This is a genomic window from Frigoribacterium sp. 2355 (genome assembly GCF_054060695.1).
On record NZ_JBSSDL010000006.1, the window covers coordinates 172,705 to 185,873 of the forward strand.

At 70.7% G+C, this 13,169-nt stretch carries 10 protein-coding genes; 7 read left to right on the top strand and 3 right to left on the bottom strand.

What is annotated here, in order from left to right:
- The first annotated feature begins 63 nt into the window (after positions 1-63).
- The 5 genes from ACVJ1F_RS09700 to ACVJ1F_RS09720 all read left to right on the top strand — a co-directional run bounded on the left by ACVJ1F_RS09700 (position 64) and on the right by ACVJ1F_RS09720 (position 8,007).
- Positions 64-360 (top strand): hypothetical protein, encoded by a 297-nt coding sequence (locus tag ACVJ1F_RS09700; protein ID WP_056043422.1) that lies wholly within the window; start codon positions 64-66, stop codon positions 358-360.
- Complete coding sequence (locus ACVJ1F_RS09705) at positions 357-1,625, top strand: putative T7SS-secreted protein (protein WP_456885818.1); 1,269 nt, start codon at positions 357-359, stop codon at positions 1,623-1,625. Before ACVJ1F_RS09700 ends, ACVJ1F_RS09705 begins: the two co-directional genes overlap by 4 nt.
- Before the next feature lie 571 nt (positions 1,626-2,196).
- Complete coding sequence (locus ACVJ1F_RS09710) at positions 2,197-2,940, top strand: hypothetical protein (RefSeq protein WP_456885820.1); 744 nt, start codon at positions 2,197-2,199, stop codon at positions 2,938-2,940.
- Positions 2,941-2,974: 34 nt separating this feature from the next.
- Positions 2,975-3,577 carry a hypothetical protein gene (locus ACVJ1F_RS09715; RefSeq protein WP_456885822.1) on the top strand — a complete coding sequence of 201 codons (603 nt, stop codon included), beginning with the start codon at positions 2,975-2,977 and terminating at the stop codon, positions 3,575-3,577.
- Positions 3,574-8,007, top strand: a complete 4,434-nt coding sequence (locus tag ACVJ1F_RS09720) for an FtsK/SpoIIIE domain-containing protein (RefSeq protein ID WP_456885824.1) — start codon at positions 3,574-3,576, stop codon at positions 8,005-8,007. The genes ACVJ1F_RS09715 and ACVJ1F_RS09720 overlap by 4 nt, the downstream gene beginning before the upstream one ends.
- Before the next feature lie 35 nt (positions 8,008-8,042).
- On the opposite strand, the gene ACVJ1F_RS09725 is transcribed toward ACVJ1F_RS09720, so the two are convergent.
- The 3 genes from ACVJ1F_RS09725 to ACVJ1F_RS09735 all read right to left on the bottom strand — a co-directional run bounded on the left by ACVJ1F_RS09725 (position 8,043) and on the right by ACVJ1F_RS09735 (position 10,826).
- Entirely contained in the window at positions 8,043-9,983 is a 1,941-nt protein-coding gene (locus ACVJ1F_RS09725) for a thioester domain-containing protein (protein ID WP_456885826.1), read from the bottom strand.
- Positions 9,984-10,138: 155 nt separating this feature from the next.
- Positions 10,139-10,372, bottom strand: coding sequence for a hypothetical protein (locus ACVJ1F_RS09730; RefSeq protein WP_056043406.1), 234 nt, complete (start codon positions 10,370-10,372; stop codon positions 10,139-10,141).
- A 43-nt stretch (positions 10,373-10,415) separates the two neighbouring features.
- The gene (locus ACVJ1F_RS09735; RefSeq protein ID WP_056043403.1) at positions 10,416-10,826 is read right to left on the bottom strand and encodes an ester cyclase; all 411 of its coding nucleotides are present in this window, start codon (positions 10,824-10,826) and stop codon (positions 10,416-10,418) included.
- Between the two features lie 212 nt (positions 10,827-11,038).
- Between ACVJ1F_RS09735 and sucC the strand changes: the two genes are divergently transcribed.
- Together sucC and sucD are read left to right on the top strand one after the other, a co-directional pair.
- Entirely contained in the window at positions 11,039-12,202 is a 1,164-nt protein-coding gene (gene sucC, locus ACVJ1F_RS09740) for an ADP-forming succinate--CoA ligase subunit beta (protein ID WP_056043401.1), read from the top strand.
- Positions 12,203-12,217: 15 nt separating this feature from the next.
- The gene (sucD, locus tag ACVJ1F_RS09745; protein ID WP_043594275.1) at positions 12,218-13,105 is read left to right on the top strand and encodes a succinate--CoA ligase subunit alpha; all 888 of its coding nucleotides are present in this window, start codon (positions 12,218-12,220) and stop codon (positions 13,103-13,105) included.
- The last annotated feature ends 64 nt before the right edge of the window (positions 13,106-13,169 follow it).

The following is a 13,169-nucleotide window of genomic DNA, read 5'->3' on the forward strand; positions in this document are numbered from 1 at the left end:
CGGCCGGGGCGGGTCGCGGTGAGACGCGACGCGCTCCGGCTTCCGGCACGAGGGGAGGACCTCATGGCTCGAACGAGCCTCAACATCGACGGTGCGGGTCTCGAGGCGTTGCTCGCCGACCTGGCCACCGTGAAGACCGAGTTCGAGTCGAACGACTCCTCGGTGTCGGCCACGGCCGAGGCTTGCGGGCACGTCCGGCTGGCGGCGAAGGTCACGTCGTTCGCGACGAACTGGAACGACCGGCGGGCGAAGCTCGCCGAGCAGATCACCGAGCTGGGCACGGCGTTGTCGACGATCGACGAGACCTTCACCGAGGTCGACGGAGAACTCGAGGGCGTCTTGGTCGGGGGCGACAGATGACGGCCGGCACGCTCGCCGGTGTGGCGGCCGATTCGCTGGTGGGGGTGTCGGGCGACCCGGTGCTGTTGAACTCCATGGCGAGCCATTACGAGTCGGTGGCGGCCTCGATCCGAGGTGCGGCAGCGAAGCTGCGATCGCTCGAGACGGGGTCGTCGTCCAGCGACGCCCTGGATGCGTTCGTGGTCAAGGCCGAGGAGGTCTCCGCGAGTCTCGGCAAGGCCGAGGGACGATACGGAGAAACGGGGGCTGCGCTCAAGGCGTACGCGTCCGAATTGTCGCTGGCCCAAGAGGCAGCTGCGCCGGCCCTGGCGAACCACCGAGACGCCGTCGACGACCTCGCCGCAGCCGAGAAGCTGGTCGAGCGGTACGAGCACTTCGCGCTCGTGGCCGTCGACGACGTGACGAAGCAGGAGCACCTCGACCAGGCCGCGGCGCAGCGCACGAAAGCCGAGGAGGCGCGGGGCCGGGTCGCCCTCTACGCGCGCCGCCTCACCGACGCACACACGTCCGTCGAGACCGCCGCGACGGCTGCCATCGCGAGGATCGACGACGCCACCGACGACGGCCTCGCCGACACCCTCTGGGACGATCTCGGGGGCGCATGGGACGCCGGCTTCGCCGCCTTCCAGAAGTGGATGGAGGAGAACGACTCGTGGATCAGCGAGCTGATGAATGGGCTCACGATCGTCGGCGGATTACTAGCCGCTCTGGCCTTCATCGTTCCTGGTTTGAATATCGTCGCGGCAATTGTGGCCGTCCTGGCTTTCGCCATCACGGCAGCTCGAGCGAGCGCAGGCACAGCCACTCTTGGAGATGTCCTTCTGGCCGGGTTGTCCTTGGCGACCATGGGGATAGGAGGTGCTGCGGTCGCCTCGGCTCGCGCAGGGATCAAAGGCATCGCTGCCGCGCGAGCCGCGGGCCTCGTGTCCCACAGCGGAGTTTCTCGTAGATCTGCGATGGCGTGGGTTAGTAGGAGTTGGTCGAGAGCTCAACCTGGGTTGGGGGATTGGACCCTCGTGAAAGCGCTTGGCGACAGTGAAGTGGCAAGGATGTTGCACTTCCTTCGGACCAGCAGGCCGGGCGCATTCGCGGATGACGCCGATGAAGTCGCTCGCATCATGCGCAGGTTGAACGTCGCGCGCGCCGTCCAGGCGCTTGACCACGCTCTGACGGCACACGGACTTGCGGGGGTGGGAGTTTCCCGTGTGACATCTCGGGAATCGAACACTGCGACCTGGTCGACTGCTGCTGGGGGTGCCCTTTGAGCTCCGGCCGCCGCGCTGCTCCGGTTTCGTACCGATCCCTGGCTTTGAGGGGTCTTCCTCTCTTCGCTGGGATCGCCGGGATCGCATCGCCGCTTTACATGCAGTTGTCACGACTTGTCTTCGGATCTCTGGCTTTACCCAAGGGAGGGGGGTTTCGAACAAACCCTGCGGGTGATGTTCTCTTCCAAGCCAGTGAGGGGTGGCCCCCGTTCGTCTTGCCGTCCGGCATCTTTTGGTTGGTGAGCGCAGCGATGCTGACCTTGGTCGTGATCGTGTACCGAAAGAGAACGGAATCACTCGACTTCGCACTTCAACCTTGGGTGTTGGCGTTCTGGTGCGGACTAGCTGCTTTCTACGGCTGGCTTCATTCGCGGTTCTTCATCGAGCTCGCGGAGTGGCCGCGCGATTCGTTCGCTGCAGCGCTCGTGCTGGCGGCCGAGTGTCTCGCATTCTTCGCGTTAGGAGCCAAAAGGGCGGTCCGATCCATCGTCGTTCGGCGCGAACTCAAAGCTGCTCAGAGAGGTGACGGCCCCCGTCTTGCGAGGGCCGGGCTTCGCCCCGAGGACCAGTCATGAGCGGCCCGAGGCACGTGGGGCGGACGGCCGGGACGGTGGCGGCGTCGTATTCGATCGTCGTGCCTCCGGGGTTCGTCCGGGTGCCGGGTGGAATGGACGCGCCTGACGCAGCGGCGTTCGTCGCCGAGCAGCTGGGAGACGAGCCCGCACCCGGAACCGGGACGGCCCCCGACGACTGGCGGCTGCGGTTCGGGTCGGCACTCGGGCGTGCGCTCGCGGCCGACGTCAACGGCCGTGTGCTCGACTCCTACCTCAGTGCGGGCCCGCTGCCCGGCACCGACATCGTGTGCTCGATCGTCGTCGCGTCCGTGCCCGTCACCCGGTCCGCGCTTGCCGACCTCGACCGGCTGCTGCTGCGACGCGTCGCCACCCACGGGGCGGCTCCGATCGTCCTCGCCGGCGACCCGGCCGTTGTCTGGACCGACCTCGCAGCTGAAGCCCCGGCACAGGACGGCCATGCCGCACCCGACGAGGTCGCCGACCTCACGCCTCTCCGCCGTCGGACCGTCCTCACACGAGTCGCCGGTCATGACGACCGGCTGCTCACCCTCGCCCTCACCATCAGTTCAGCGACCGATGCGTCGGCCGCACCGGGCGACGCCGACGCCGACACCGGGTCCGACATCGACGCACGAACCCGCATCGTCGACGCCGTCAGCGACGTCTTCGACGCCATGCTCAGCACCTTCCGCTGGCGTGACGCCGAAGGGCGCCTCGTCACCGACCGGCCCCTCGCCTGAACCCCCTCGACCGCCACAGAAAGCGACCTGCGCCATGACCGAAACCGACACCGATGCCACCACCGACTTCGACATCCTCATCGGGCACGACCCCGAGACCTGGGTGGCCCTTCCGACCTCTTGGCCGCATGACGGTCACCGCGCGCCGCGATCGTGGATCAAGGCGACCGTGCGTACCGTGGCCGAGCGGTCCGAGGTGTCGACCCGCGCCTCCCGGTCCTGGCTGACGGAGGTGCTCTCGGCCCTCGCGCGCTGGTCGCCCGAGGACGAACGCCGGTACCTCTACCTTCCGGACATCGCGACCCCTCCGTCGCTGCTGCGCGTCCAGTACGGGTTCGTCGAAGGCGATCGTGATGTCGCCCTCCGGGCCATGGTCTTCGACAGCGACGTGGCCGCGGTCGAGCCTCCCGTCGTCGAGCAGGCCGAGGCGAGCGGTCTCGGGCAGGGGCTCCGAGGCGTGCGGTACGCGGCCGTCGACGGCGACGCCGGCCTCCACGCCACGCTCGTCTACGCCTTCCGGGCCGAGCCGTACGACCTCCGCGTCACCTGCCAGGTCGGCGGGCCGGAGGGCGTCCTCGGCATGATCGACGAAGTCGACGTGTTCGTGGACGACATCAGCGTGGTGCCCGCCGCGTGAGGCTGAGCGTCACCGTCCTGCACGTCCCGACGGGCCACCGGGCGGACCGCTCGGTCCTGGTCGATCCGGACACCACCGTCGACGCCGTGGCGCGGCACCTCGCGTCGTCACTGGGTCACTCGGGTCACGCCCCGCCCGCTGAGCCCCGGAGCATCACGGTCGACGGGGTGCCGGTCGACCCGACCGCGCGCATGAGTTCGGGAGTCCTGCTCGACGGCGCCGTCGTCGGCTTCGGCGGCCCGGCGACGCACCTCCGTTCGCCTGCCGATCTGCCCACCATCCGCATCATCGGAGGCCGCGGGGCAGGGACGATCCACGTCGTCGACGTCGGGCTCGTCCACCTCGGAAGCGGTCCCGACGCAGGCGTGAGGCTGGACGACGTGCGGGTGCCGCCGATCGTCGCGACGATCGAACTCGACGGCGCCGGGCGCTTCACGCTGACCCCCACGGCCGACGCCTTCCCCGAGTCCGACGACGAGGCTCGCGGGCCACTCGTGCTCGTCGACCGCGTTCCCGTCCGAGGTACGGCCGCCGTGGACGAACACTGCGTCATCACCGTCGGCGACACCCTCCTCGCCGTCGCGCCGGCCGGGCACCCGTCCGCCGCGATCACCGTGAGCGAGGGGGGAGGCACCCTCGACCACGCACGCCCACCGCGCCTCCTGCCGGAACCGCCGACCACGACGTTCCGGTTCCCCGCCGAACCCCAACAGGGTGCGAAGCGGCCCCTGCCGATCGTCGCGGCGCTGGCGCCGATGCTGATGGCCGTCGTCATGGTCAGCGTGTTCGGGAACGTCGCCTTCCTCGCCTTCGGGCTCATGTCGCCGGTGGTCATGATGGGCAACCACCTCTACGACAAGCGCAACGGGAAGGTCTCGCACCGGCAACGCCTCGCCGACCATCAGGCCACGAAGGAGGCGGTGGCGGCGGATGCCGAGAGCGCCGTGCGGCAGCTGCAGCGCGAGTTGCGACACCTCAGTCCCGACGCCGCCACCGTGCTCGACATCGCCGCCCGGCGTCGCTCACGGTTGTGGGAACGCCGTCGTGACGATCCGGACCACCTGCGCGTCAGGATCGGCACGGCGGATCTGCCCTCGGGTGTCACCATCGAGGACCCGGCCGAACTCGAGCACCGTCGGACCGTCGCTCGCCCCGCGGTCGACGTGCCCGTCACCGTCGATCTGGCCGACCACGGGGTCGTCGGGGTGGCAGGACGATCCGAACACGCCAGACCTCTCGTCGCGTGGATGCTGGCTCAGCTCGCCGTCGCACAGAGCCCCCGCGACGTGCGGTTGGTCGTCCTGACCGAACACGCTGCGGGCGACGACTGGTCCTGGCTGGCCCATGTCCCCCATGCCCGTCCCGAGAACGGTCGTCCAGCCGCCGCCTGGGTCGGCAACGACGCCGAGACCGTCGCCCGCCGCATCGCCGAGCTCGGGGCCGAGATCGACTCCCGCCGGCGGGCGGTGCGGGAGTCGCAGGGGACCCTCCGTGCGGCCACCGACATCGTCCTCGTCGTCGACGGTGCGCGGCGGTTGCGGGCACTGCCCGGGCTCGTCCGCGTCCTGCGGGACGGGCCCTCCGTCGGCGTGTACGCCGTGTGCGTCGACGCCGAACGCCGATCCCTTCCCGAGGAGTGCGTCGCCGTCGTCACCTGCGGCCTCGCGCGGCATTCCCTCGACGTGCACCGCACCGCCGACGTGCGCGAGGTCAAGGCCGACCTGCTGCCCGCCGGTTGGTTCGAGGCCGTCGCCCGGGCCGTCGCCCCGGTGGTCGACGTCGACGACGGCGGCGGAACGGGCGGGCTCCCGGCGCGTTCCCGGCTGCTCGACGTGCTGCAGCTCGAACCCCCCACCGCCGAGGCCGTACTCGACCGATGGGCTCGCACGGGCCCCACGACCGAGGTCGTCATCGGAGAGAGCCTCGACGGCCCGTTCGCGTTCGACCTCCGCAGGGACGGTCCGCACGGTCTCGTGGCCGGCACGACCGGCTCCGGCAAGTCCGAGTTGCTGCAGAGCATGGTCGCGTCGCTCGCCGCCGCGAACACCCCCGAGTCGATGACGTTCGTCCTCGTCGACTACAAGGGTGGTGCCGCGTTCCGGGACTTCGCGCCGCTGCCCCACACCGTCGGGATGGTCACCGACCTCGACACGCACCTCGTGGAGCGGGCGTTGCACTCGCTCGGGGCCGAGCTGCGACGCCGCGAGCACCTCCTCGCCGACGCCGGAGCGAAGGACCTCGAGGACTACGTGGAGGGCGCGGTCGGTGCCGATGCGAGGCCTCCGTTGCCACGCCTCCTGATCGTGATCGACGAGTTCGCCAGCATGGTCCGCGAGTTGCCGGACTTCGTGACCGGCCTCGTCAACATCGCCCAGCGCGGGCGTTCTCTCGGAATCCACCTCGTGCTCGCGACGCAGCGGCCGACGGGCGTCGTCACCGGCGACATCAGGGCGAACACGAACCTGAGGATCGCCCTTCGCGTGACCGATGCAGGTGAGAGCAGCGACGTCATCGACGCGGGTGACGCGGCCGGCATCTCCAAGTCGACACCGGGTCGCGCCTTCGTCCGATTGGGGGCCAGTGCACTCGTCCCGTTCCAGGCAGGCCGTGTCGGTGGCCGACGCCCCGGGGCGGTGGCCGAGGTCGTGCCCGAGGTGTGGTCGAGTCCGCTCGACTGGCGGGACCTCGGGCGGGTCGTGGCCGAGCCGCCGCCACGGACGACGACCGAGTCCGTCGGTCGCACCGACCTGGCCGAGCTCGTCGATGCGCTCGCCGCGGCCTGCACCCGTCTCGGGATTCCTCGCCCCCATCGTCCGTGGCTCGACGCCTTGCCCGACAGGCTCGTGCTCGACGACCTGGCAGGGTCCCGGACGGGCTCGGACGTCGACGCGTGCGTCCCCGGCGACGTGGCCGTGCTCCCCTTCGGTCGGCAGGACTTCCCGGCCGAACAGCACCAGGCCCCGGCCGCGCTCGACCTGCAGACCCTGGGGCATCTCTTCGTCGTCGGCGCCCCGCGGACGGGACGCTCGCAGGTGCTCCGCACGGTCGCGGCCTCCCTCGCCGACCGGACGAGCTGCGCCGACGTGCACCTCTACGGCATCGACTGCGGCAGCGGTGCCCTGTTGCCGCTCGAGAGCCTTCCGCACGTCGGAGCCGTCGTCCAGCGGACCCAGCTCGACCGGGTCCGGCGCCTGCTGACGAAGCTCGTCGACGAGACCTACCGGCGGCAACAGGTGCTCGCAGCGGGAGGACATGCGGGAGCGGTCGAGCAGCGACGAGCCTCTCCCGAGGGGGACCGCCTGCCGCACCTGGTCGTCATGATCGACCGGTGGGAAGGGTTCACGGGCAGCTTCGCCGAGATCGAGCACGGCAAGCTCGTCGACCAGGTGGGGGTGCTCTTGCGTGAGGGTGCCGCGGTCGGGCTCCACGTGCTCGTCACGGGTGACCGGCAGCTCGTCGCGGGCCGGCTCGCCGCCCTGGTCGACGACAAGCTGCTCCTGCGCCTGACCGACCGGGCCGACTACGCCCTCGCCGGACTGAACGCGCGGGCCCTGCCCGACGTCCTGCCCCCGGGGCGGGGCTTCACCGCCGAGACCTCGATCGAGACGCAGGTCGCCTTGATCGATGCCGAGGCCACGGGGCAGGCGCAGGCCGAGGCGCTGAGACGGCGGGCGGCGTCGGCGGCTCACCGTGACCGTGATGTCCCTACCGCCCGTCGGCCCTTCCACGTCGACGAACTGGCGGGCCCCATCTCGTTCGACGACGCCTGGTCCCGCCGGGGAGCGGCTGACCCGGCGAGCGTCTTCGCCTTGATCGGGGTCGGTGGCGACGACCTCGTTCCGTGGGGTCCCGACCTCGCCGACGGCCCGGGCAGCTATGTCGTGACGGGCCCCCCGAAGAGCGGGCGCAGCACCGTCCTGGTTGCCGTCGTCCGGTCGCTCACGGCCCAGCGCATCGGAGTGGTCGTCGTCGCCCCACGGCGATCGCCGCTGCGGGCGCTCGAGGGGTTGCCCGGCGTGGTCGCGGTGATCACGACCCGGACCGTCGAGGAGGCCCTCCTCGCGCCCTTCTTCGCAGACGCCGACGGCCCTCGCGTGCTCGTCATCGACGACGGCGAACACCTCAAGGACTGCCCCGCGGGCGAGTGGCTCGCGGAGTTCCTCAGGTCGTGCCCCGACACCGGTCGCGCACTCGTCGTGGCCGGGACGACCGGCGAGGTGTTGTCCGGGTGGGCCGGCTGGCAGGTCGACGTGAGGAACAACCGGTGCGGCGCCGTGCTCAGCCCACAGCTGCCCAACGAAGGTGACCAGGTGGGGCTCCGGCTGACGAAGTCCGACCTCGCCGACCGGCCGACGCCCGGGTTCGCCCTCGTGGACGACGGCAGCGGTCGAGCCGTCCGGGTGCAGGTGCCCTTCGACCGGGCCGGGTGAGCCCGGGCCGCTTCGGGGCACCTGCACCCGGGGGCTCATCGCGCCTCGCCCAGGCCGAACGACGACAGGGCGTCGGTCTCGACGGCACGGCAGGCAGTCTCCGAGCCCAGGTCCGGGCGGCGCCTCCGAAGGTGCAGCGCACCTGCCGCCGTCACGAGCATCAAGCCGGTACCCATGACGCCGAGGGCGAGGAGCAACGGTTGCCCTCCACCGGTCGAACCGGTGAAGGCCAGCCTCGCCGGAGGCGCGGGGGCATCGACCGGCACCGGTTGTCGGACGGTCGTCATCTCGCTCCGGTAGACGGTGGTGTCGGCGAAGGCCGGCACGATCCTGCTGCCGTCCTCGGCGGCCGCCGACCCCTCCGACGAGAACAGGAAGACGTACGTGCCAGGTCGCTCGAGCGTGACGCAGGGCGTGGCGTAGGTGCCGTCCTCGCTGGTGGCCACCGTCTCGCGGGCCACGATCAGGTCCGGGTCGAGGCGGCCGATCGGTCCGAGGTCGCTTCCCACCTCGGGGGCCTCGGCGAACGGTCCGACGAGCACCGACTCGACGTCGACCCCTCCGGGGACGTCGGGGTGGAGGTCGACGACGGTGAGTTCGTCGCTGACGCAGGCACCAGGGTCGATCTCGGCGTCGGACACCACGGTCGAGATCGTCGGCGTCCAGGGCACGAACGTCGTCTCGGTCGCCGTGCCGAAGGGAGAGCGCCAGGAACCCACCCGGTCACGCCCCGCTTCGACCGGAGTGTCCGCAGGATCGATGGTCTCGACCCACGTGTAGTAACCGCCGGCGGGCAGCTCGCAGCCCGGCGTCGAGTAGGTGCCAGGACCGTCGATTACCTCGAGGGCGACCTCGCAGACCAGCGGTGCGTCGTCCGGCCACGCGACGGCCTCGACCACCGGAGCGAGGAAGGGCCCCAGCAGGCGGCTCCGCACCGTGACCGGTACGGGACGCCAGCTACCCGCGTCGTCGTATCGACCCCACTCGGACAGGAGCCCGTCTCCGGGCCGCACGCCGAGCGTCACCTGGTCGGTGACGACCGTCCCGGTCTCGGCCACGGTGTCGCTGGTGACGGTCGACACCGTGGGCTGGAACGGCAGGGGCGACAGCTGCTCGACACTCGCGGCTTCGGAGGCGGAGGCCGCGGCCCCGCCCGAGAAGAGGATCATCTGTGAGCCCGCGGGACTGTTCCCCACCGTGGTCACCCGTCCGTACGGCAGGTCGACGAACTCGACCGAGGCGTTCACGGTGACGTGGGCAGCATCACCGGTGGCGACGACGGACACGCTCTCGCCGTTGCGGACGACGGCCGTGGTCGAGCCGTCCGCGAACACGGCGCCGTCCAGGGTGACCGTGCCTGCATGTGTCGGTTCGAGGCTCGTCGGCCCGCCCGCCACACGGTCGACCGTGAGGTCGGGGCGGATCAGCCCGGTGCCGTCGTCCGAGAGTTCGACGGTGATCGATGCCGCGACGGATTTCGACGCGGCCGACGAGGCCTCGGCGAGCATCTGGTTCGCGCGTTCGAGCACGATCGGCCACCGCTCGTTGGCACGGCCGGCGTAGTACCGCTGCGTGTGGCCGTTCAGGCCGGTGATGGTCCAGACCGCGAGCTGTCCCGCGGCGGCCGTGTCGGCGTCGGTCGTGCCGCCCCAGGTGCGGGCGATGTACGCGAGCCGCGCGTGGTCGTCGGTCGAGACGCCGATCACGTCACCACCCGTGGTCGTGTCGTAGTGGTTGCCGACGGGCGAGCTCTTGCCGGCTTCGAGGCAGAACGCCTGGGTGCCGTCGTCGAGTCGGTAGGTGCCGAGCCACGAGACGTCGTCGCCACGCCAGAGGTGGCCCGGGCCGAGTCCCGTGCCGGTCACGGCGGCGGCCGGAGCGTGGCCGAGCAGCCCGACGGCGACGGAGAACAACAGGGCGAGGGCGAGCGCGAGGCGCCGTCTGGGGGGCCGGAGGGCCTTTGTTGGTGATGTCATGCACCGACGATCGGGCAGCCACCCCGGCTGCCGAGGCCGGCACCGCGCCTCCTGTGCACGGTTCCCGCTCACGCAGGCCAGGGGAGGAGCCGTGACGCGACGACGCCCCCGCCGCGAGGTGCGGCGGGGGCGTCGTCAGACGGTGGTGACCGAGGTCACTCGGTCTCGTCGAGGTCGATCTCGTCGCCCTCGAGGTCGTTCGAGGCGTACTCGGGCGAGCCCTCGCGGGGCGCGCCACCGGTGGGGCCGTCGTTGCCCTCGCCGACGCCGGGGAAGACCGTCTCGCCGGCCACGGCGTCGTTCGTCGCGATCTGCTCGGACTCGGCGAACTCGTCGGCCTGGTCGTAGGGCTGCTCGCCCGATGCTGCGGGGGTGTTGGTGTCGCTCATGATGCGTCCTCTCGAGAATGGTGCGGGGTGGTGGGGGAGCGGCTCAGGCCAGACCGAGTTGCTGCTTCATGCCGGCCTCGTCGGTGGCGCCCCAGCGCTCGACGAGCAGGCCGTCCTCGTCGAACCGGCCGACCTGGATGCCGCGCACGGTGAACGACTTGCCCGTGGGCTCCGCGCCCTGGAACGTGCCGGTGTGCGTGCCCGAGATCGTGAAGACGGCGGTGACGTTCTCGTCGTCGGCGACGAGGGTCTCGACCGCGAGGTCGGCGTCGGGGAAGGCCGCGAAGAACTCGGTCCAGAAGGCCTGGATGCCGGCGAGGCCGGCGGGTGCGTCGGGGGCCGGGTCGTGGTCGACGACGTCGGCGTGGAAACCTTCGCCGAGGCGGTCGATCTCACGGGCGGTCAGGATCTCGCCGAGGCGCTCCTGCGTGGCGAGGTTCTTTTCTTTCGACATGCGTGTCTCCGTCTTCTGGTTCTGTCGGGGTGTCTCTCGTCTACTCCCCAGGCGGCAGCGGGCCCCCGATGCTCACAGCAGACGCCCCGCTCGGCGTACCCCTGGGGTCGCCCGCTAGGCTGACCGCGGCCCATATGTCTTCATGTCGAGATGGCTCGATGTCGAGACGGATCATGGTGAGACGACGCAGCGATGCGGATTGGAAGAACAGCGTGGATCTTTTCGAGTACCAGGCCAGAGACCTGTTCGAGCAGTACGGCGTGCCCGTGCTGCCGGGCATCGTGGCCGACACCCCCGAGGAGGCGCGAGCGGCGTCCGAGAAGCTGGGTGGCGTCACCGTCGTGAAGGCCCAGGTCAAGGTCGGCGGCCGGGGCAAGGCCGGCGGCGTCAAGGTGGCGAAGACCCCGGACGACGCCGAGGCCGCGGCGAAGGACATCCTCGGGCTCGACATCAAGGGCCACGTCGTCAAGCGCGTCATGATCGCCGGCGGCGCCCAGATCGCCCGCGAGTTCTACTTCTCGGTGCTGCTCGACCGTGCCAACCGTTCGTACCTGTCGCTCTGCAGCGTCGAGGGCGGCATGGAGATCGAGCAGCTCGCCGTCGAGAAGCCCGACGCGTTGGCGCGCATCGAGGTCGACCCCCGCGCGGGCATCGACCTCGCGAAGGCCACCGAGATCGCGAAGGCCGGCGGGTTCCCCGACGAGCTCGTCGAGAAGGTCGCCCCCGTCCTGGTGAAGCTCTACGCCGTCTACGAGGGCGAGGACGCGACCCTCGTCGAGGTCAACCCGCTCGTGCTCACCGAGCAGGGCGACATCGTCGCCCTCGACGGCAAGGTCTCCATCGACGAGAACGCCGAGTTCCGTCACCCCGGCCACGCCGAGCTCGAGGACGCCGACGCGGCCGACCCGCTCGAGGCGAAGGCCAAGGCCGCCGGCCTCAACTACGTGAAGCTCGACGGCGAGGTCGGCATCATCGGCAACGGTGCGGGTCTCGTCATGTCGACGCTCGACGTCGTCGCGTACGCCGGCGAGGCGCACGGCGGCGTCAAGCCCGCCAACTTCCTCGACATCGGCGGCGGAGCGAGCGCCGAGGTCATGGCGGCGGGGCTCGACGTGATCCTGGGCGACGCCCAGGTCAAGAGCGTCTTCGTCAACGTCTTCGGTGGCATCACCGCCTGTGACGCGGTCGCCAACGGCATCGTCGCCGCCCTCGGCATCCTCGGCGACGCGGCCACCAAGCCGCTCGTCGTGCGACTCGACGGCAACAACGTCGACGAGGGTCGACGCATCCTGGCGGAGGCGGCCCACCCGCTGGTCACCGTCGTCGCGACCATGGACGAGGCTGCCGACAAGGCCGCCGAGCTGGCTTCGAAGTAAGGACTGCACAGAACAATGTCGATCTTCCTCAACAAGGACAGCAAGGTCATCGTCCAGGGCATCACCGGCGGCGAGGGCACCAAGCACACCGCACTCATGCTCAAGGCGGGCACGCAGGTCGTGGGCGGCGTGAACGCCCGCAAGGCCGGTACGACCGTCACCCACGGTGACGTCGAGCTCCCCGTCTTCGGCACCGTCACCGAGGCCGTCGCCGAGACCGGCGCGGACGTCTCGATCGTCTTCGTGCCGCCGGCGTTCGCCAAGGACGCCGTCGTCGAGGCCATCGAGGCCGAGGTGCCGCTCGTCGTCGTCATCACCGAGGGCATCCCCGTGCAGGACAGCGCCGAGTTCTGGGCGCTCGCCAAGGCCAAGGGCGGGACGACCCGCATCATCGGCCCGAACTGCCCCGGCATCATCACGCCCGGCGAGTCGCTGGTGGGCATCACGCCCGCCTCGATCTCGGGCTCGGGGCCCATCGGCCTGGTCTCGAAGTCGGGCACCCTGACCTACCAGATGATGTTCGAGCTGCGCGACCTCGGCTTCTCGACCGCCATCGGCATCGGTGGCGACCCGGTCATCGGCACGACGCACATCGACGCCCTCGAGGCGTTCGAGGCCGACCCCGACACCAAGGCGATCGTCATGATCGGCGAGATCGGCGGCGACGCCGAAGAGCGTGCCGCCGACTACATCAAGGCACACGTCACCAAGCCCGTCGTCGGCTACGTCGCGGGCTTCACCGCCCCCGAGGGCAAGACGATGGGTCACGCCGGTGCGATCGTGTCCGGCTCGGCCGGCACCGCCCAGGCGAAGAAAGAGGCGCTCGAAGCCGCCGGCGTCAAGGTCGGCAAGACGCCGAGCGAGACCGCGGCGCTGCTCCGCGAGGTCTACGCCTCCCTGTAGGGGCCGACCCGCGCCTCCTCGACGGGCGTGTTCGTCACCGCCGGTCGTCCTCGGACGCCGGTCA